Below are 18,968 nucleotides of genomic sequence, written 5' to 3' on the forward strand. Positions count from 1 at the left end.
GAGCCGTAGCAGTAACCGGAGCAGCTCAGCTGTTCAGCTCCTCCAGCGTCTTGCCCTTCGTCTCCACGGCGAACAGCGCGATCACCGCGCCCAGCGCCGCCATACAGCCCAGCTGGGTGAAGACCATGGTCAGACCGGCGCCCGAGCTGATGATCGCGCCGACCACGATCGGTCCCAGGATGACTCCCAGCCGGTTCCACACCCCGCCGAACGACGCTCCGCGCGCCCTGCTCCGGGTCGGGTAGAGCTCGGGCGTGTAGAGGTAGAGGCTGACGTTGGTGGCGAAGACGAAGAGCGTGCTGACCGAGGCCCACATCGCGACCTGACCGCCCGACGTGGCACCGGAGACGGCCAGCGCGAACAGGGCGACGGCAGCCCCGCCGAGACCGACGGTCAGGGAGACCCGGCGTCCCACCCGGTCGATGACGAGCGCGACCAGCAGACAGCCGATCAGGCCCGTCACATTGCTCAGCAGCGCGTAGTTGAGCGCGGTGCGCAGATCCAGGCCGAACTCCTTGGTGTACAGCGAGGGCAGCCAGGTGGCGATGCCGTGGTTGACGTAGTACGCGACGAACCACAGCGCCGACACGACGGCCGTGCGCCGCAGGTAGCGGCCCGTGAAGAGATCCCGCAGCCCGCCCCGGGAGGTCTCGACGACCGTCGCCGGGCCGGGTTCGGGGAGCGGGGCGCCGGTCGAATTCGCCACGTCCTTCTCGATCCGGGCGATGACCTGTTCGGCCTCCGTGACCCGGCCCCGGGAGAGCAGCCAGCGGGGCGACTCCGGCACCTGGCGGCGCAGGACGACGACGAGGAGAACGGGCAGGGCGCCGATCACGAACATCACCCGCCAGCCGAAGCTCGGCACCACCCAGCTCGCGACGAGCGTGGCCGTGGCGAGGCCGGCCGGGAAGATGAGTTCGTAGAGCAGCACGAAGCGGCCCCGGTGATCCGCCCGGGCGATCTCGTTGATGTACGTGGCGGCGACCGGCACGACACCGCCGATGCCGAGGCCCTGAACGAACCGGAAGAGCGTGAAGAGGGCGACGCCGGGGGAGAGGGCGACGGCGAGGCTGGCCAGCGCGGTCACGGCTACGCCCAGCGCGACGGTGTTCACCCGGCCGATCCGGTCGCCGAGCCAGCCGGCCACGAGCGCGCCGAGCAGCATGCCGACGGAGCCGCTGGTGACGATCATCGTGCCCTGACCGGTGCTCAGCTTCCACTGTTCGGTCAGGACGGGCAGCGCGGAGGCGGTCAGCAGCTGGTCGAACGCCTCGAAGAACGTGACGGTGCCGATGAGGGTGCGGACCTTGATGTGCCAGCGGGAACTCGGCAGGCGTTCGAGCCGGGCCGAGATGGAGCTCACCGTGGGGCCGTTGGCCACGATTGACATGGGGATCCTTCCGCGAACAGAGGAGTTGCGGTGACCCTAGAAAGAAGTGTCTTAGCGGTCAATAACTAAGTGCTTAAATTTAGTAACGAAGTGGAACCGCCCCTGAGCAGGGATTTCGCCGACACCGGCACGCACGCGGGCATGGCTCAACGGCCCATGACGCAAGTGGTCAGGGCCGTTGAGCGAGCGGGCCGGAAAGGTCGGCCGGGTCAGTCCGTACGCGCCCGCAACGCGTCGAAGACCCGCTCGGGGGAGAGCGGCAGGGTGGTCACCCGGGCGCCCGTGGCGTCGTGCACCGCGTTGGCGACGGCGGCCGCCACCGGGACCATGGCGCCCTCACCCGCCCCCTTGGCGCCGAACGGGCCGGGCCCGTGCCCCTGCTCCTGGGTGATCGAGACGAACCGCGCGGGCAGGTCCTCGGCCATCGGCACCCGGTAGTCCAGCGCCTCACCGTTGAGCAGCGCGCCGTCCTCGTACCGCATCTCCTCGAACATCGCCTGGGCCAGGCCCATCACGGCGGCGCCCTCGTCCTGGCCCCGGCAGAGCAGTCGGTTGACGGCGCGGCCGACATCACCGCTGGCCACCAGCTGCAGGACGGTCACCTTGCCGGTCTCCGGGTCGACCTCGACCTCGGCGCCCGCCCAGCCGACCTCCCAGAACAGGCACGGTGACTCCAGAGGCGCGTCGTGGGACAGCGGTGCCTTGAAGAACCCCTCGCCGTGAAACTCGTACCCCGTCCCTCCGAAGACGCCCGCCACCAGACCGGGCAGTGCGACGGGAGCCTCGCCGGCGCGCCGCACCGTCCAGTCCCGCAGGGTCAGTTCGTCCGGGGCGCAGTCGAGCTGCCCGGCGGCGAACGCGAGCACCTTCGCCCGGGCCTCCTGCGCCGCCCGCAGTACCGCGGTACCCATCACCGTCATGCCGGACGAGGCGTTGGTTCCCTGGTCGTAGGGCGTGACATCGGTGTCGACCGGCGCGTAGCGGACCCGGTCCAGAGGCACGCCGAGCACCTCGGCCGCGACCTGGCAGAGTGCGGTGGAGGCGCCCTGCCCGATCTCGACCGTGCCGGAGCTGACGTACACGGAACCGGTGGCGGTGATCTTCACCCGGGCCTGCGCGGGCTTGTTCACCCCGCCGCCGTCCTTGAAGCCGATGGCCAGTCCCATGCCCCGGTTCGGTGTGCGTACGCGGCCGTGGTAGCCCAGCGCGCCGGCCACCGCGTCGAGCCCTTCGACGAGATCGCTGTCGATCCCGCTCTCGCCGGGCACGAACGGCTCCCCGAGATCCTTGAGGTTCTTCACCCGCAACGCGTACGGATCCATCCCGAGCCGCTCGGCGATCATGTCGACCTGGCTCTCGCTCGCCCAGGTCGCCTGGGTCGCCCCGAAACCGCGGAACGGCCCGGCCGGCGTGGTCGTCGTCATCACGCAGGCGCAGGAGGAGCGGATGTGCTGCCAGCGGTAGGGGCCCGGCATCCGGTAACCGGCCTTCTCGGCCACCAGCGGACTGCCGTCGGAGTACGCGCCCGCGTCCAGCAGCACCTCGCTCTCCCGGGCGACGAAGGTGCCGTCGGCCATCACGCCCGTCTTCACCTTCAGTACGGCAGCGTGCTGGCTGAGGGTGAGGAAGCCCTCCTCGGTGGTCAGGCAGTAGCGCACCGGACGGCCCGCGGCCCGCGACAGCAGGATCGCTACCGGCTCGGTCTTGCAGTTGTGCTTAGCCCCGAAAGCACCGCCCACGAACGGCACATGCACATGGATCCGGCTCTCCGGGGTCCGCAGTACCCGGGCGAGCTCCTTGCGCAGGGGGAACGGGTTCTGGGTCGACGTCCAGATCTCGATCTCCTCGCCGCGCACATCCGCGACCGTGACGAACGGCTCCAGGTGGAAGTGGTTCATCCGGGAGAAGGCGAACGTGTCCTCGAAGACGTGGTCGCAGTCGTCCCAGACCGAGGCCGGGCCGGTCTCGTAGCGGAATTCGTAGCAGACGTTCCTGCGCGGCCGCAGCGCGGCTGACGCGCCGGTGCCGTACGGCGGGAGCATGCCGGGCGGGGCCTCGGCGAAGAGCTCGGGGGCGTCCGGTGCCAGGGCCGCCGCGATGTCCGGGACGGCCGGCAGCGGTTCGTACACCACCTCGATCAGCTCCAGGGCACGCAGCGCCACCGCTTCGTCGTCGGCGGCCACCGCCGCCACCACATCGCCCGCGTAGCGCACCAGATCCTGCGCCACGACCGGTTGGTCCTTGATGTAGTAGCCGTAGACGGGGTCCAGTCCGGCCAGGTCGTCCCGGGTCAGGACCGCATGGACCCCCGGCAGCGCCCGCGCCTTCGTGGCATCGACCGAGACCAGCCGGGCGTGGGCGTGCGGGCTGCGGAGCACCTTGGCGTGGAGCATGCCGGGCAGGCGGATGTCGGCGGTGTAGAGCGCGCCGCCGGTGAGCTTGAGCGCGGCGTCGCCGCGGCGGTCGGTGGTGCCGATACGGGAGGAGGTCACCGGCCGGCCTCCCCGCCGACGGAGCCGGCCGACTCGCGGAGCAGTGCGGCGGCCCGGCGGACGGAGTCGATGATCATGGCGTATCCGGTGCAGCGGCACACGTTGGAGGAGATCCAGGAGCGGATCGTCTCCTCGTCCGGATCCGGGTGCTCCCTGAGCAGGGCCGTGGTGAGCATGATCATGCCCGGGGTGCAGTAGCCGCACTGGAATCCGCCGCACTCGGCGAAGGCGCGCTGCACCGGGCCGAGTTCCCCGTCCACGGCCTGTCCGGCTATGGTCTCGAGGCTCCGGCCGTCGACGCCGAAGGCGAAGACACTGCACGAGGCGGTGGGGATGCCGTCGATCAGTGTCGTGCAGGCGCCGCAGACGCCGCGCTCGCAGGAGGCCTTGACGCCGCTCAGGCCGTACCGCTCGCGGAGCAGGTCCAGCAGCACGGTGTTCGGTGCGATCCGTTCGGTGCGCGGCCGTCCGTCGATGTCGAAGCCGACGGTGATCAGCCCGCCGTGCGGTGAACCGGCCGGGGTCTCGTGACTCATCGGGGACTCCCCTTCTCGAAGGTGCGGCGCTCCAGCAGACGGCCGAGGAGCACGCCGGCGACGTGGCGCCGGTAGCGGGCGGTGCCCGCGGCGTCCCCCACGGCGTCGGGCAGCCGCGCCGCGAGCTCGGCCGGATCGGTGCCCAGCGGAGCCGCGACCGTGAACGGCCGGGTGTACTCCGAGCCCACCGTCATCGTGACGGTGTCCGCCCGGACCGCGGCGGCCACGGTCAGCAGCGGACGCATCGACCGCTCGTAGCCGAACCACACCTGCGGTACGTTCGTGATCCTGACGGCGCGCAGCAGGCCGCCCGGCGGCTCGGAACGGTCCCACAGGGCGTCCGGTGGGACGGTGACCGGGCCCAGTGTCGTCTCGAAGTCCAGCCGCGCGCCGAGCGCATCGAGCATCACCGACATCTCGTACCGGGTGCGCCGGGCCATGAGGTTCCCGCCGAGGCTGGCCCGGCGCCGGATCCGCTCCGTCGCTATGCGGCCCCAGCCATCGGCGAGACCGGGCAGAGCGGCCCGCACCAGGGGGTGGCGCGAGCCCGCGTGGTGATCGACCCCGGAACCGATCTCCAGCGTGGAGCCGTCCCACTCGACCGCGCCGAGGGAGGACACGCGCTCGAGCGAGACCAGGGTGTCGCAGCTCAGCCCCTCGCGGAACTGCGCGAACAGATCGCTGCAGCCCTGTGCGTAGACGGCGCCGGGGGCGGCTCCGGCGGACACGGCTCCGGCCGTCGACGTAGGACGTTCGAGTGTGAAGTGCGGAACGGTGCGCTGGGTGGGGGCGACCATCCCGGTGGGGAGCAGGAGCATGCGGACCGTGCCTCCTGGCCTGTCATGACAGAGAGTTATCTCATAGCTGAAATAGCTACTGATGAGATTTCTAGCACCAAGGTGTTGTCGTAACAAGGGGTTCGCGACGGTCTCCGGCTTGTATCGTGAACGACGCACCGCCGCGCCGTGCGCGGTGTTTCCGGAAGGAGATGCGGGGGCGTGGCACGACACCGCCCTCCCACCGCACATGACTCGTAGAGCAGCGGGCCGCCCCGACGCGGTCGACCTCATCCTGGAGCAGTGGAAGCGCGAACTGCCCGCCCTCGATGCCTCGCCCATGGAGGTGCTGGGCCGGTTGCACCGCAGCTTCCTGCGGTACCAGGGGCTGCTGTCCGACCTCTTCGAATGCTTCGACCTGAACATGGCCGCGTTCGACGTGCTGGCAGCCCTGCGCAGGTCGGGGCCCCCCTATCGGCAGACGGCCGGCCAGCTCGCGGACATCGCCCTGGTCACCACCGGCGGCATCACCCTGCGGCTGGACCGGCTGGAGCAGGCGGGCCTGGTGACCAGGGAGCGCGACGGGGCGGACCGCAGGGTCGTGTACGCGCGCCTCACCGAACGCGGCATCGAGATCGCCGACGTGGTCGCCGTCGCGCACTTCGCCAACGAGGAACGGATGCTCGCCGAACTGTCCGAGGCCGAAAGACGCCGGCTGGGCCTGCTGCTCGGCAAGCTGGAGCGCTCACTGGAGACGGCGGAGCGGACGCCGCCGGACCGCGCCGCACTGGCGGCGTCCGTACGGCGGGACCCGCCGCGCAACCCGTAGCACTCAGTATCTCAGGGCTCAGGCTTCGTCTAGGGTGACCGCATCAGGACCGGGTGGACCGGGCCGGAGGAGGTCCCTACCGTGCGTGAACTGCTGTCGGAACTGCGCGCCTGGCACGACGCCGGCACCCCCTTCGCCCTGGCGACCGTCGTCTCCGTCCGCGGCAGCGCCCCCCGGGCGCCCGGCGCCATGATGGCCGTGACCGCCGACGGCACGGTGGCGGGCAGCGTCTCCGGGGGCTGCGTCGAGGGAGCGGTGTACGAGGCGGCCGGCGAGGTGCTCGCCACCGGGACCCCGCAGTTGCAGTCGTACGGAATCAGCGACGACGAGGCGTTCGGGGTGGGCCTGACCTGCGGCGGCACCATCGACGTCCTCGTCGCGCCCTTCGCCGCGGAAGCCGACCGGACCTGGCTCCGGGGGGTGGGCGAAACCGTCGCACGCGGCGAACCCGTCGCCGTGGCCACCGTCCTCCCGGACGCCGCCGGTGCGGGTGCGCGGCGGGTGGTGCGGGCGGACGGTGCGGAGGGATCGCTGGGCGACGAGGGGCTCGACGCCGCCGTCACCGACGACGCCCGGGGCCTCCTCGCCCAGGGTGCGACCGGGCGGCAGTGGTACGGGATCCACGGAGAGCGCCGGATGCAGGACGTCTCCGTCTTCATCCAGACGTACGCGCCACCACCCCGCATGATCGTCTTCGGCGCCATCGACCACGCGGCGGCCACCGCCCGTATCGGGTCCTTCCTCGGCTACCGGGTCACCGTGTGCGACGCCCGCCCGGCGTTCGCGACCCGTGAGCGCTTCCCCACCGCGGACGAGGTCGTCCGCGCCTGGCCGCACACCTATCTGTCGGGCACGGACGTCGACGAGCGCACCGTCCTGTGCGTGCTCACGCACGACCCGAAATTCGACGTGCCCCTGCTGGTCGCCGCACTGCGCACACCGGCGGCCTACATCGGGGTGATGGGCAGCCGGCGCACCCATCGCGTCCGACTGGCACGGCTCCGGGACGAGGGCGTGAGCGAGGCCGACCTCGCCCGGCTGGCCTCACCCGTCGGACTCGACCTCGGCGCCCGTACGCCGGAGGAGACGGCCGTCTCGATCGCCGCCGAGATCATCCAGCACCGGTGGGGCGGCACGGGGCGGCCACTCGGTGAACTGTCCGGCGCGATCCACCACCACGGCCGGCGGTAGCGGGCGGGCCCCCGGACCGGAGACCCGCCCGCACTCCCTACGGCCGCGCCACCGCCGCCGCACTCGCCCAGTGGCACGCCACCTGGGTCTCGCCGCCGCCCGCGAGCACCGGCAGGTCCTTCGTCCGGCAGGCGTCCGCGACGCCCGCCCGCTCCGCCTCGCCCGAGGCCAGGACCTGGCAGCGCAGATGGAAGCGGCAGCCGGACGGCACCTTGGACGGGTCCGGCGGCTCACCGGTCAGCACGACCGGCTCGCCCTCGGCCTCCGGCAGCACCGACAACAGCGCCTGGGTGTACGGATGCTGCGGAGCCGTGAGGATCTGCTCCACGTCACCCGTCTCCACGATCCGGCCGAGATACATCACCGCCACCCGGTCCGCGATGTTCCACGCGAGACCGAGGTCATGGGTGACCACCAGCGCGGACAGGCCCAGCTCGTCCCGCAGGCGCAGCAGCAGCGCCAGGATCTCGCCGCGCACCGAGGCGTCCAGCGAGGCCACCGGCTCGTCCGCCACGATGAGTTCGGGCTCCAGGACCAGCGCGCCCGCGATCACGACGCGCTGACGCTGACCGCCCGACAGCTCGTGCGGGTAGCGGAGGAAGAAGCGCTCCGGAGGCCGCAGCCCCGCCCGGGAGAGGGCGTTCGTCACCGCCTCCCGCTCGTCGCCGCCGTACCGGTGGATCCGCAGGCCCTCGGCCACCGCGTCGTACACCGTGTGCCGCGGGTTCAGCGAACCGCTGGGGTCCTGGAGCACCAGCTGGACCCGCTTGCGGTACGCCTTCAGCGCCCGGCTGCCGTAGTCGAGCGGCTTCCCGCCGAAGGTGATCCCGCCGGCCGTCGGCGGGACCAGGCCGAGCAGCGAGCGGGCCAGCGTCGTCTTGCCGCAGCCCGACTCGCCTACCAGCGCGACGATCTCGCCCGGCCTGATGTCCAGGTCGACCCCGTCCACGGCACGGGCCGGGTCGGCGCCGTGCCTGCCGGGGAACGAGACCCGCAGATCCCGCGCACTGAGCAGGTCCGTGGTGGTGGTCATGACGTGCTCCTTGCTTCTTCGGCGCCCTGGGGGGCCGTGGCCCCGTCCGGCCCCACCAGCACACAGGCGGCCTCCCGCCCGGGCCCCGCCGCCCGCAGCTCCGGGTCCTGCGTGGTGCAGGAGTCCAGGGCCACCGTGCAGCGCGGATGGAACGTGCAGCCGGCCGGCAGGGCCGACGGGTCGGGCGGGTCGCCCGGCAGTCCCCGGGGCGCGAACCGCGAGGCCGGGTCCCCGATGCGCGGGAAGGCGCCCGACAGGGCCTTGCTGTACGGGTGCTGCGCCCGCTCGTAGACCTCGGACGCCGGGCCCTGTTCCACGACCCGTCCCGCGTACATCACCGCGAGCCGGTCGCAGGTGTCCGAGAGCACCGCGAGGTCATGACTGATCATGATCAGTCCGAGGTCCTGCTCGGAGACCAACTGCTCGATCAGCCGCAGGATCTGGGCCTGGATCATCACGTCGAGGGCCGTCGTCGGCTCGTCGGCGATGATCAGGCCCGGATCGCAGGCCAGCGCCATCGCGATCATCACACGCTGCCGCTGCCCGCCGGAGAGCTCGTGCGGATAGGCGTCCGCCCGGGCGGCGGGCAGACCCACCTGCTCCAGCAGCTCACCGGCGCGCTTGCGTGCCGCGGCCTGCGTCGTCTTCCTGTGCAGCACGATCGGCTCGGCGATCTGGTCGCCGATGCGGTGCACCGCGTTCAGCGAGTGCATCGCGCCCTGGAAGACGATCGAGGCGCCCGCCCAGCGCACGGCCCTGACCTGACCCCACTTCATGGCCAGGACGTCCTCGCCGTTCAGCAGGATCTCGCCGGTGACCTTCGTGCCCGCGGGCAGCAGCCGCAGCAGCGCGAGCGCCAGCGTGGACTTCCCGCACCCCGACTCCCCGGCGATGCCGAGCTTCCTGCCCGCGTCGACCTCCAGGTTCACCCCGCGGACCGCCCGGGCCCCGCCGGCGTACGTCACGGTCAGATCGCGTACCTCGAGAAGAGGCGTCTTTCGGATGCTCGTCGTGCTCAACGGGCCACCCCCAGCTTGGGATTGAGGACGGTCTCGATGGCGCGCCCGCACAGCGTGAACGCCAGGGCGACCAGGGCGATGGCGATGCCGGGAGGCGCCAGGTACCACCAGTCGCCCGCGCTCACCGCACCGGCTTCGCGCGCGTCCTGGAGCATCCCGCCCCAGGAGGTGATGGTCGGGTCGCCGAGGCCGAGGAAGGCCAGCGTGGCCTCCGTCAGGATCGCGCTGGAGATGACCAGCGTGGTCTGGGCGAGTACCAGCGGCATCACGTTCGGCAGGACGTGCCGCAGCATGATGTGTCCGTGCCCGCCGCCCAGCGCACGGGCACGCTCGATGTAGGGGCGGGACTCCACGGCGAGGGTCTGGGCCCGTACCAGCCGGGCGGTCGTCGGCCAGGTCGTGACGCCGATCGCGATGATGACCGTCCACAGGGAGCGGTCCATCACGGTGGCGAGCGCGATGGCCAGGACCAGGGTCGGCATCACCAGGAACCAGTCGGTGACCCGCATGAGGACCGTCGAGTACCAGCCGCGGAAGTGCCCCGCGACGATTCCGACGACCGTGCCGATGGCCACGCAGAGGAACGCCGCGAGCAGTCCCACGGTGAGGGAGACGCGCGCTCCCCAGATCAGCAGGGCGAGGACGCTGCGTCCGAACTGGTCGGTGCCGAGCGGGAACTCGGCGCTCGGTGACTCCAGCGCACCGCCCGGTGCCTCGGTGACGCTCTGTGCGTTCGCGCCGGTCAGCACGGGTGCGCACACGGCGATCAGCGCGATCAGGACGAGCCCGGCAAGCCCCCACAGGCCACCCCGGTGGCTGCGGTACTCCCGCCAGAACCGGGCCATGGAACGCCGCTTGCGGGCGCGGGCCAGTGCGCCCGGGCTCTTGACGGCCCCGGGCCCGGATTCCTCGGGCGCGGGGGCTTCTGCTCCCGGCGTGGACGCGGGCATGGATTCGGTCGTCATCGGCCCACCCGGGGATCGAGCAGCGGATACAGCAGATCGGCCAGGGTGTTCGCCAGGATCACCGCGGTGGCGAAGACGAAGAACAGTGCCTGGACGAGCGGAAGGTCGGGGACGCTCAGCCCTTGGTAGAAGAGCCCGCCGAGACCCGGCCAGGAGAACACGGTCTCCACCAGGATCTGCCCCGCGACCACATGGCCGAGGTTGACGAACATCAGCGTGAAGGTCGGCAGCATCGCGTTGGGCACGGCGTGCTTGCGGCGGACCGTGTCGTCGCGCAGCCCCTTGGCGCGCGCGGTCGTCAGGTAGTCGCTGCCCATCTCGTCGAGGAGCGAGGAGCGCATCACCAGGAGCGTCTGCGCGTAGCCGACAGCGACCAGGGTGATCACGGGAAGCACCATGTGGTGCGCGACGTCGAGCACGTACGCGAAGCCCGACTCGTTGCCCGACTCCAGCCCGCCGGTCGGGAACATGCCCGGAATCGGTCCGACGCCCACCGAGAAGACGATGATGAGAAGCAGGCCGAGCCAGAAGGAGGGCACGGAGTAGAGCGTGAGCGCGAGCGCGGTGTTGAACCGGTCGCTCTTCGACCCGTTGCGCCAGGCGGTACGGGTGCCGAGCCAGATGCCCAGCGCGCTGTAGAGGACGTACGCCGTGCCGGTGAGGAGCAGGGTCGCCGGGAGCGCCTCGGTGATCTTGTCGATGACCGGGGCGTGGTACTGGAACGAGGTGCCGAAGTCGCCGGTGAGCGCGTCGCCCACGTACGTGGTGAACTGCTGCCACATCGGCTGGTCGAGGCCGAACTGCCGGCGCAGCGAATCGAGTTGCTCGGCGGAGACGGGCCGCCCGCCGGTCATCTGCTTCACCGGGTCGCTGGGGATGAGCCGGAAGAGGAAGAAGCTGGTGACCAGAACGGCGAACAGCGATACGGCCGCGCCGAAGATCTTGGCGGCCACGTACTTCAGATAGGCCTGGGTGTTGCGCGCGCGTGGGCCGCGGGCGGCCGGGGAACCGGCCGGAGCCGGACCCTCCGTGGCCGCGTCCGCCTGCTTCACGAGCGCCGGAGTGCTGTCAGCTGTCATAGGAACTCTCGTTACTCGTGCTGCGCCTGGAGGGACCGGCCGGCGGGGCCGGGCTGCCCGGCCCCGCCTGTGATCACTCTCATCCCGTCCGCGGGGACTGCCCGCGGTCCATGGAACTACTCGCGGTCGTCCGCGGTGGTGCGACGGCGCCGGGAGATGAGGAACCCGCCACCGGCGAGGACCACCACGGCGGCGACGATGCCGATGACGATGCCCGTGGAGGACGAGCCGGAGTCGCTGTCACCGGTCCCTTCACCGCTGCCGGCCGGAACGGCCGACCACCAGCTCCAGTACCCGTCCTGGCCGTAGATGTTGCCGGCCGCCTCGGGCATCGTCGTGATCGACTTGATCTGGTCGGTGCGGTAGGCCTCGACCGCGTTCGGGTACGCGATGACGCTCATGTACCCGGAGTCGTACAGCCACGACTGCATCTGCCCGACGAGGTCGGCCCGCTTCGTGGTGTCGTACTCGGCGAGCTGCTTCTTGTACAGCTCGTCGTACGTCTTGTCGCAGATGAAGTTGTCCGTGGCCGCGCTCGCCTTGGCCTTGGCCGGCAGGGCGGCGCAGGTGTGGATGCCGAGGACGAAGTCCGGGTCCGGGTTGACGGACCAGCCGTCGAAGGCGAGGTCGTACTCACCGGCGTACCAGGGCACGGAGACGTCGTCGAGGCACTCGACCTTGAGGCCGACGCCGAGCTTGCCCCACCACTCCTTGAGGTACTTGCCGATCGCCTTGTCGTTCGGGTCCGTCGCGTGGCACAGGATGCGCAGGTCGAGCGCCTTGCCGTCCTTGCCGACGCGCTTGCCGTCCTTGAGCTCGTAGCCCGCCTGGTCCAGGAGCTTTCCGGCCTTGGCGGGGTCGTAGGCGAGGCTCTGGCCGGCCGACGGCTGCCAGGCGTACTCCGAGAAGCGCGGCGGAATGTACCCCTGGCCCTCGACGGCGTGGCCCTGGAAGACCTTGTCGATGATCGTCTTGCGGTCGATCGACAGGAACAGCGCCTGGCGGACCTTCTGGTCGAGCAGCGCCTCGTTGCCGTTGCCGAACTTCTTGCCGTCCTTGGTCCGCGCGCCCGGGTTGGTCGCCAGCGCGAAGAAGCGGCGCCCCGGACCCTCGTTGACCTTGATGTTCGCGTCGCCCTTGAGCGAGTTGGCCTGGGCGGGCGTCAGCGCGGGCGAGCCGGCGACGAAGGAGACCTCGCCCTTGCGGAGTGCGGCGACCGCGGCGTCCTGGTCCTTGTACGTCTTGAAGACCAGCTCGTCGAACTTGGGCTTGCCGCGCCAGAAGTCCTTGTTGGCCTTGAGCTTCACGTACTGGTCGACCTTGTAGTCGCTCAGCACGAAGGGCCCGTTGCCCACTACGGGGAAGTCCTTGTCGTTGTTGAACTTCGAGAAGTCCCCGACCTTCTCCCAGACGTGCTTGGGGACGATCGGCACATCGAGCGCGGCCATCGTGGCCTGCGGCTCCTTGAGCTCGATGACCAGCTGGGTCGGGCTGGGAGCCGTCACCTTCTTGAAGTTGGCGACGAAGTTGCCGTTCGCCTGGGCGGCGGCCTCGTCCGTCATCATCTTGTTGAACGTCCAGGCCGCGTCCTCGGCGGTGGCCTGCTTGCCGTCCGACCACGTGGAATTACTCCGAATGGTGTACGTCCACGTCAGCTTGTCGGCCGACGGCTCCCACTTCGTGGCCAGACCCGGGACGGCGTGATTGTCCTTCGGGTCGTAGTTCGTCAGGAAGTCGTACATGAGCCGGGAGACGCTGGTGCTCAGCAGCTTCTGGGCGAGGAACGGGCTCAGGGAGTCGATGCTCTGCGCGACCGCGACGGTCAGCGTCTTGCCGCCGGCGTCGGCGGCCTGGGCCTGCTGGGGCGCGGCCCCGAGGGGCGCGCCCGGTACGACGGCCCCGGCTGTGAGAGCGAGAGCGGCCGCGCCGGACGCCACGAGGATCCGCAGACGTGAGCGTGGCTGGGCTGAGGGCGGTGGAACTCTTTCGACCATGGTCAGGGACCTCGCGTCATGACTCGCACGGAGAAGGCGGGTTGATCTCTGGTTCGCCAGCTGGTGAAGCGAAGGTTTATCAGCGGTGGTCGAGCCGCGTCAACGGTCACCGAAACGGCGTGTGGTCTGCGGGAATGCAATGAGGGTCCACATCGTGGAAGCGATGTGGACCCTCATTGGTTCAGACCTCTGACGCCTTACTGCTGAGGCGCTGGCGGCGGCTGCTGCTGCCACCCTGCGGGCGGGACGGGACCCTGGAGTTCGGGGTGCGCGGGTTGCCCCGGCTGACCAGGCTGTCCGTCGTGCTGCTGCGGCGGTGGCGGGCCGGCCTGACCGGCCGTCGACTGCGCCTGGGAGGGCAGTGACTGCTGCCAGTTCTGCCCGGCGCCGGGCGACTGCTGCGGGGGATAGGGCTGCGGCGGCGGCCCGCCGTAGGGCTGCTGCTGCGGGTACGGCTGTCCGGGCTGCTGTGGCGGCTGGGGCTGCTGGGGTGCGTACGGCTGCTGCCCGGGTGCCGGCATCTGCTGGCCCGGCATCTGCTGTCCGGGCATCGGGGGGGCGTACTGCGGCGGCGGGTTGCTGCCGCTCGACGTCCACAGCCCCTGCTGCTGCTGGGCGCGCGCGAAGTCCTCGGCGACCAGGGCGGAGAGATGGAAGTACGCGTCCCGGGTCTTCGGGCGCATCATGTCGAGGTCGACCTCGGCACCGGCCGACAGGTGTTCGTCGAACGGTACGACGACCACGCCGCGGCAGCGCGTCTCGAAGTGCTGGACGATGTCGTCGACCTTGATCATCTTGCCGGTCTCGCGGACCCCGGAGATGACGGTCAGGGACCGCTGCACCAGTTCCGCGTACCCGTGTGCCGACAGCCAGTCCAGCGTGGTGGAGGCGCTCGACGCGCCGTCGACCGACGGGGTCGAGATGATGATCAACTGGTCGGCGAGGTCCAGCACACCGCGCATCGCGCTGTAGAGCAGCCCGGTGCCCGAGTCCGTGAGGATGATCGGGTACTGCTTGCCCAGCACCTCGATCGCGCGCCGGTAGTCCTCGTCGTTGAACGTGGTCGAGACCGCCGGGTCCACGTCGTTGGCGATGATCTCCAGGCCGGAGGGTGCCTGCGAGGTGAACCGCCGGATGTCCATGTACGAGTTGAGGTGCGGGATCGCGTGGACCAGGTCACGGATGGTGGCCCCGGTCTCGCGGCGGACCCGGCGGCCGAGCGTGCCCGCGTCGGGGTTGGCGTCGATGGCGAGGATCTTGTCCTGCCGCTCGGTGGCCAGGGTCGCGCCCAGAGCGGTGGTCGTCGTGGTCTTGCCCACGCCGCCCTTGAGGCTGATCACCGCGATCCGGTAGCAGGAGAGCACCGGGGTGCGGATCAGATCGAGCTTGCGCTGCCGCTCGATCTCCTCCTTCTTGCCGCCCAGCTTGAAGCGGGACGCGCCGGACGGATTGCGGCTGCTCTTCGCCTTCTGCTTGCCCCGGACGAGCCGGTCGGAAGAGAGCTCGACCGCGGCCGTGTAACCGAGGGGTGCGCCCGGCACGGATCGCTCGCGCTGATCGTGGGTGACCGGCGTGGGCCAGGCGCTTCCGGCGCGGGGGTCGACGGGCGGTCCCTGCGGCGGTCCCTGGGGCGGGAGTTGCTGGGGGTGCGGCTGCTGTGCGTGCTGCTGGTACGGGGGAATCTGTGCGGGCAGATTCGGGGTGGCCTGAGCCGGCGGCTGGGCGCCCTGGGGGAATCCGTAACCGCCCTGAGGCTGCTGCGGGGCCTGCGGCAACTGGGGTGCCGGCGGAGGAAGTGCCGCGCCCTGCTGCTGACCGGGCCACTGGTGTGCCGGTGTCTGCGGCGGTTGGGGCGCGGGAGCCGCGGGCGGCGGGAGCTGCGCCGGAAGTGCCGCCCCCGGCCGGTCCTGCTGGGGCTGCGGCGGCTGGGGCTGCGGGAATCCGTAGCCTCCGTCCGGTGCCGGGGCTGCCGGCCGGTCCTGCTGCGGGAAGGGGGAGGCCTGCGGGGTCTGCTGCGGGAAGGGAGAAGCCTGCGGGGTCTGCGGGCCCGGGGTGGCCGGGGCGGCCGGGGCAGCCGGGGCCGCCGGGGTCTGCGGGAAGCCGTAGCCGCCCTGCCCGGCGTCGGCCGGAGGCGTCGGGGGCCAGTGGGAAGCCGGCCGGGGTGCCTCGGGCTGCGGCGCGGCGGGCTGGAACGAAGGCGGCAGCGGCGGGAGTCCGCCCGGCGCCGGCGCGGGGCTCCAGGGTGCGGGCGCCGCGTCCTGGGGTGCGCCGCCCGCCGGTGCGTCGAGGGGGGCCGCATCCGTGGGGGCGGGCGGGGGTACGGCGTCCGAGGGTGCCGAGTCCGTGGGAACGGCGTCGGCGGGCTCGTCGGCGTGCGGGCCGTCGTCGGGGCCGTCGTGACTCGCGGCGCCGTCCGCCGGAGCGGCGTCGAAGGGTGCGTCGGCCTCGTGGGGGTCGTCCTGCGAGGCCGGGAGCGGCGGGGTGCCGGACGGCGTCGAGGACGGCGCGGATGACGAGGAGTCCGGCTCCGCGTCGGCCTCCTCGGAGCTGTCCCGCACCTCGTCCGCCACCTCGTCACCGTCACCGGCAACGGCATCGTTCTCGGCGGGCACGGAATCGGCTGCCGGGCCGCCGTCCTCCGGCTCGGTGCCGTCCTCGGCGGCGATCCCGGAATCGGCTCCCGCGGCGGCCTCGCGCTCGGCGATCTCCCGCTTCAGCGCGGCGGACGAGAACCGCATCGTCGCGCCGCTCTCCACGTCGCCGCCCCCGAAGGGATCCGGCGCACCGCCCGCACCCGGCACCGGATGCTCGGCCGCGGCACCGTGGGCCGGGGCCGGGGCCGGGGCCGGGGCCGGGGGACCCGGAGTCCAGTCGGGTTCGAAACCGCTCCCGGCCGGCAGCCCGGGCACGGACACCGGGGCGCCGCTGGGCGGCGGGGGCGGTGCCAGGTGCGTTCCGGCGCCGCCCGACGAGTCGCCCGGCGCGTTCTGCGTGTACCAGGCGGGCGGGGTGTAGTCGATGGTGAACTCACCCGTCGTCTCGGCGGGCTCCGCGTCGGACGACTCGTCGACGGGCTTGTTCCAGCCCCCGCGCATCTCGTCCCGATCGCCGTTCACTTTGCCTCCTGGTGTGGTCGAGCACCCTTGTGCCGTGGTGGGTGGGGGCGACCGTTCCCGTAGGTCCTGACCTAGTGCGAACCGCCCGGCTCTCCCCCTGGGACGCGCATTGCCTGCCCGCAGGTTCTTCTGCCGCGCCCGGACCCACCCTAATCGTCATCGGGCTCGCCACGGCAGGCCGTACGGAACCGCGACTGCTGTCCCGTACGTCACGTACTGCCCCCAAGTGGACTGAGTGCGGCCGGAGGTGGGGCGTAAAGCGGTCAAACATGCACATCTGCGCAGGGAAATCTGAACAATTCGCACACGTTGCGATGGGCCGTCAGTCCATCCTGCGGGCGTCTCCCAGCAGTCCCGATTCCGCATCGGTCGCCCGGATCATCACGAACTGCCGGTCCCGCCGGGTGCACCAGAGGGTGACGCCGTCCGTAAGGGTGGACAGGGCGCGGGTGTCGTCGGGACCCAGACGCATGAGATGCCCGATCTGTTCGGCTTCGTCGGGAGAGACCCGCTGAACGCCGACCAGGGACGACTTCTCCATCAGCCCGGCAGCCACCGGACTGAGGTACGGCAGCAGCGTCACCACGGACTGCCACGGACCGGATGCCACCCGCCCGCGCGGTGGCCTTATGCCGCAGTCCCGCACCACGACGACCGGCGATCCGGCCGACGGGCCCTGCGGTGGCACCCTCCCCACCTCGTGCAGGGAGATGCCGGCCCCGTCACCGCCCGCGGCCCGCACCAAGCCCTCCCATGCCGGGGCCCGTCCCGTCTCGACCACGATCCGGGCGCCGGTCGCCGCCGCCCGCAGCGCCAGCACCTGCGCCGTCCAGAGCCCGCCGATCAGCGTGACGTCGTACGGAGTGGGCCGGACGATGCCCAGCACGGCGGGGCGCCCCTCGCCGTCCACGCCGACCACCACGCCGTCGTCCCCGACCGGCAGGGCGAGCGACGCCAACTGCTCGGGGCGGACCGTGTGCCGGGGCCGGCGTGGGCCGGCCGCGCCGAACCCCAGCCGTCCACGCCCCCGAACGGGTACGGACATCAGCGGGTACCTCCGAGGGGCAGGGTGGCGAGCAGGCCGGGCAGCTGTTCCCGGTCGAGCCGCACCAGCGAGGTCTTCACGCCGCGCGCGGTGCGCTCCAACTCATGGCGTGCGGCGAGGAGTTCCCGGTCGTCGCGGCCGGTGACACGGACGTGGCCGGTCACCGTGACCTCCTGCCGGTCGCCGTGTCCCAGCGTGAGGCTGAACGTGGTGGCCAGGGCCGGGACCGAGGTGAGCAGCGCGACGAGCTGAGGCATCGGCGCGCCGCCCCCGCCCAGCTCCGGCCAGCGGCGCACCCAGTACGTGGTGTGCGGCCGGTCGTCGCACCACCAGGTGCGGGAGGTCTCCCGGGTGCGGCGCGCGGGCGCCTCGTCCCGGCCCGCCCGCGCCGTCACCGACGGGCTCGCGCCGACGGACGTGGCGATCGCCGCCCCGAGTTCCTGTTCCGTGAGCACCGTCGCGGTCAGCCCCGCCCCGGTCAGCCTGCCCGCCAATTGATCGGCCGCGCGCACCAGGCACTTCTGCGCCCCGGTGAGGCCGCCGCCCCGTGCCCGTACGGCCTCCGGACAGAGCTCCGGGGCCAGCTTCAGCGCGATCCAGGTGATCCGGACCGCCGGAGAGCCCGTCCTGGCCTGCAGGGGCGCGTAGTTGCGGGCCGCGACCGACCGCTCGGGCAGATGCGAGGCGGGGGCCGGCTGGGTGTGCTGCACGATCTGTGCCGACTCCAGCCGGATGCCGTCGACGTCGAGCGCGTCCCGTACGAGTGCCAGGGGCAGCGGCCGTGCGGACCGGTCCCGGCGCAGCGCCGTGCCGTCCGCGTCGATCCTCAGGACGGCCGTCAGATACGTACCGTCGCCGATCATGCCGACCGGACGCCGGTCGCGGCCCGCGAACGAGTGTGTGCGCAGCGCCGGTTCGCACTCCGTCACGGGCGCGATGCCGGGTTCGGTGCCCGCGGCCGGCGCCGGCGCCGGCGACGCGGCTCTGCGCTGACGGGCGCGCAGCGCGAGGACCGCGTGCAGCAGCGCGGGGAGGGAGCGGCGCCGCCGGCGCGCGACGGCGAACACCACCAGCACGGCCGCCGCCACCGAGGCCGGGGCCAGCAGCAACGGGTCCACGACCCAGGCGCACAGCAGCAGCGCACCCGCGATCTCGAACAGGACGAGCTGGTGGAGCCGCAACGATCCGGTCCGCCCGCCCCAACGCGCGATGCCCTGCCCGGGCCCGTCAGCCGAGGGGCCCGGCGCCGGGGTCCGAGGGCCTGCGGGAGACGGTGCGGCAGCGGCCGGAGCCGTTCGCGTCGTGGAAGCCGTCATCGCGGCACCCCCCGTTCATCCGGCCCGGCGCCTTCCGGACCGGCCCGTTCCAGGCTCGTCCCACCGTGGTCTCCGGCGGGGTGAATCACCCTACCCGGCCCACAACACCGTTGGATCTACAGGCATAGTAGGGAGCCGGTCCGGCATCGGGGGTCCGGTACGGGACGCCGGCCGCGGCCGTTCCCGG

Annotated in this window: 14 protein-coding genes; 2 read left to right on the forward strand and 12 right to left on the reverse strand. The window is 71.8% G+C overall.

Translation table 11 applies throughout. From position 1 onward, the window contains the following. Positions 1 to 25: 25 nt before the first annotated feature. The 4 genes from OG446_RS28425 to OG446_RS28440 all read right to left on the reverse strand — a co-directional run bounded on the left by OG446_RS28425 (position 26) and on the right by OG446_RS28440 (position 5,236). Positions 26 to 1,390, reverse strand: a complete 1,365-nt coding sequence (locus OG446_RS28425) for an MFS transporter (protein ID WP_328896676.1) — start codon at positions 1,388 to 1,390, stop codon at positions 26 to 28. Positions 1,391 to 1,599: 209 nt separating this feature from the next. Beyond that, entirely contained in the window at positions 1,600 to 3,882 is a 2,283-nt protein-coding gene (locus tag OG446_RS28430) for a xanthine dehydrogenase family protein molybdopterin-binding subunit (RefSeq protein WP_328896677.1), read from the reverse strand. Next, a complete protein-coding gene (locus OG446_RS28435; protein WP_328896678.1) occupies positions 3,879 to 4,418 on the reverse strand; it encodes a (2Fe-2S)-binding protein in 540 nt (179 codons plus the stop codon). The genes OG446_RS28430 and OG446_RS28435 overlap by 4 nt, the downstream gene beginning before the upstream one ends. After that, complete coding sequence (locus OG446_RS28440; RefSeq protein WP_328896679.1) at positions 4,415 to 5,236, reverse strand: FAD binding domain-containing protein; 822 nt, start codon at positions 5,234 to 5,236, stop codon at positions 4,415 to 4,417. The genes OG446_RS28435 and OG446_RS28440 overlap by 4 nt, the downstream gene beginning before the upstream one ends. Positions 5,237 to 5,444: 208 nt before the next feature. Here OG446_RS28440 and OG446_RS28445 point away from each other — a divergent pair, with 208 nt between their 5' ends. Together OG446_RS28445 and OG446_RS28450 are read left to right on the forward strand one after the other, a co-directional pair. Further along, positions 5,445 to 6,023 (forward strand): MarR family winged helix-turn-helix transcriptional regulator, encoded by a 579-nt coding sequence (locus tag OG446_RS28445; protein ID WP_328896680.1) that lies wholly within the window; start codon positions 5,445 to 5,447, stop codon positions 6,021 to 6,023. An 81-nt stretch (positions 6,024 to 6,104) separates the two neighbouring features. Continuing rightward, on the forward strand, positions 6,105 to 7,214 hold the full coding sequence (locus OG446_RS28450; protein WP_328896681.1) for an XdhC family protein: 1,110 nt from the start codon (positions 6,105 to 6,107) through the stop codon (positions 7,212 to 7,214). A 37-nt stretch (positions 7,215 to 7,251) separates the two neighbouring features. Here the strand turns inward: OG446_RS28450 and OG446_RS28455 are convergent, their stop codons facing one another. The 8 genes from OG446_RS28455 to eccE form a co-directional block, all read right to left on the reverse strand. Then, the gene (locus OG446_RS28455; RefSeq protein WP_328896682.1) at positions 7,252 to 8,247 is read right to left on the reverse strand and encodes an ABC transporter ATP-binding protein; all 996 of its coding nucleotides are present in this window, start codon (positions 8,245 to 8,247) and stop codon (positions 7,252 to 7,254) included. After that, the gene (locus tag OG446_RS28460; RefSeq protein ID WP_328896683.1) at positions 8,244 to 9,266 is read right to left on the reverse strand and encodes an ABC transporter ATP-binding protein; all 1,023 of its coding nucleotides are present in this window, start codon (positions 9,264 to 9,266) and stop codon (positions 8,244 to 8,246) included. Before OG446_RS28460 ends, OG446_RS28455 begins: the two co-directional genes overlap by 4 nt. Beyond that, positions 9,263 to 10,216 (reverse strand): ABC transporter permease, encoded by a 954-nt coding sequence (locus tag OG446_RS28465; protein ID WP_328898440.1) that lies wholly within the window; start codon positions 10,214 to 10,216, stop codon positions 9,263 to 9,265. Before OG446_RS28465 ends, OG446_RS28460 begins: the two co-directional genes overlap by 4 nt. 11 nt (positions 10,217 to 10,227) lie before the next feature. Beyond that, positions 10,228 to 11,310: an ABC transporter permease gene (locus tag OG446_RS28470; RefSeq protein WP_328896684.1), complete on the reverse strand. Its 1,083-nt coding sequence runs from the start codon at positions 11,308 to 11,310 to the stop codon at positions 10,228 to 10,230. 116 nt (positions 11,311 to 11,426) lie between these two features. After that, entirely contained in the window at positions 11,427 to 13,304 is a 1,878-nt protein-coding gene (locus OG446_RS28475; RefSeq protein WP_328896685.1) for an ABC transporter substrate-binding protein, read from the reverse strand. A 197-nt stretch (positions 13,305 to 13,501) separates the two neighbouring features. Then, the gene (locus tag OG446_RS28480; RefSeq protein ID WP_328896686.1) at positions 13,502 to 16,420 is read right to left on the reverse strand and encodes an SCO5717 family growth-regulating ATPase; all 2,919 of its coding nucleotides are present in this window, start codon (positions 16,418 to 16,420) and stop codon (positions 13,502 to 13,504) included. A 322-nt stretch (positions 16,421 to 16,742) separates the two neighbouring features. After that, the gene (locus tag OG446_RS28485) at positions 16,743 to 17,465 is read right to left on the reverse strand and encodes a hypothetical protein (protein ID WP_328896687.1); all 723 of its coding nucleotides are present in this window, start codon (positions 17,463 to 17,465) and stop codon (positions 16,743 to 16,745) included. After that, a complete protein-coding gene (gene eccE / locus OG446_RS28490; RefSeq protein WP_328896688.1) occupies positions 17,465 to 18,781 on the reverse strand; it encodes a type VII secretion protein EccE in 1,317 nt (438 codons plus the stop codon). Before eccE ends, OG446_RS28485 begins: the two co-directional genes overlap by 1 nt. Between the last annotated feature and the right edge of the window lie 187 nt (positions 18,782 to 18,968).

Source organism: Streptomyces sp. NBC_00236, from assembly GCF_036195045.1.
GTDB lineage: Bacteria > Actinomycetota > Actinomycetes > Streptomycetales > Streptomycetaceae > Streptomyces.

Excerpts from the sequence above, each read along its gene's own strand:
- OG446_RS28425 (WP_328896676.1), bottom strand. The coding sequence starts at position 1,390 with ATGTCAATCGTGGCCAACGGCCCCACGGTGAGCTCCATCTCGGCCCGG.
- OG446_RS28435 (WP_328896678.1), bottom strand. The coding sequence starts at position 4,418 with ATGAGTCACGAGACCCCGGCCGGTTCACCGCACGGCGGGCTGATCACC.
- OG446_RS28440 (WP_328896679.1), bottom strand. The coding sequence starts at position 5,236 with ATGCTCCTGCTCCCCACCGGGATGGTCGCCCCCACCCAGCGCACCGTT.
- OG446_RS28445 (WP_328896680.1), top strand. The coding sequence starts at position 5,445 with ATGACTCGTAGAGCAGCGGGCCGCCCCGACGCGGTCGACCTCATCCTG.
- OG446_RS28455 (WP_328896682.1), bottom strand. The coding sequence starts at position 8,247 with ATGACCACCACCACGGACCTGCTCAGTGCGCGGGATCTGCGGGTCTCG.
- OG446_RS28465 (WP_328898440.1), bottom strand. The coding sequence starts at position 10,216 with ATGCCCGCGTCCACGCCGGGAGCAGAAGCCCCCGCGCCCGAGGAATCC.
- OG446_RS28470 (WP_328896684.1), bottom strand. The coding sequence starts at position 11,310 with ATGACAGCTGACAGCACTCCGGCGCTCGTGAAGCAGGCGGACGCGGCC.
- OG446_RS28475 (WP_328896685.1), bottom strand. The coding sequence starts at position 13,304 with ATGGTCGAAAGAGTTCCACCGCCCTCAGCCCAGCCACGCTCACGTCTG.
- OG446_RS28485 (WP_328896687.1), bottom strand. The coding sequence starts at position 17,465 with ATGTCCGTACCCGTTCGGGGGCGTGGACGGCTGGGGTTCGGCGCGGCC.
- eccE (WP_328896688.1), bottom strand. The coding sequence starts at position 18,781 with ATGACGGCTTCCACGACGCGAACGGCTCCGGCCGCTGCCGCACCGTCT.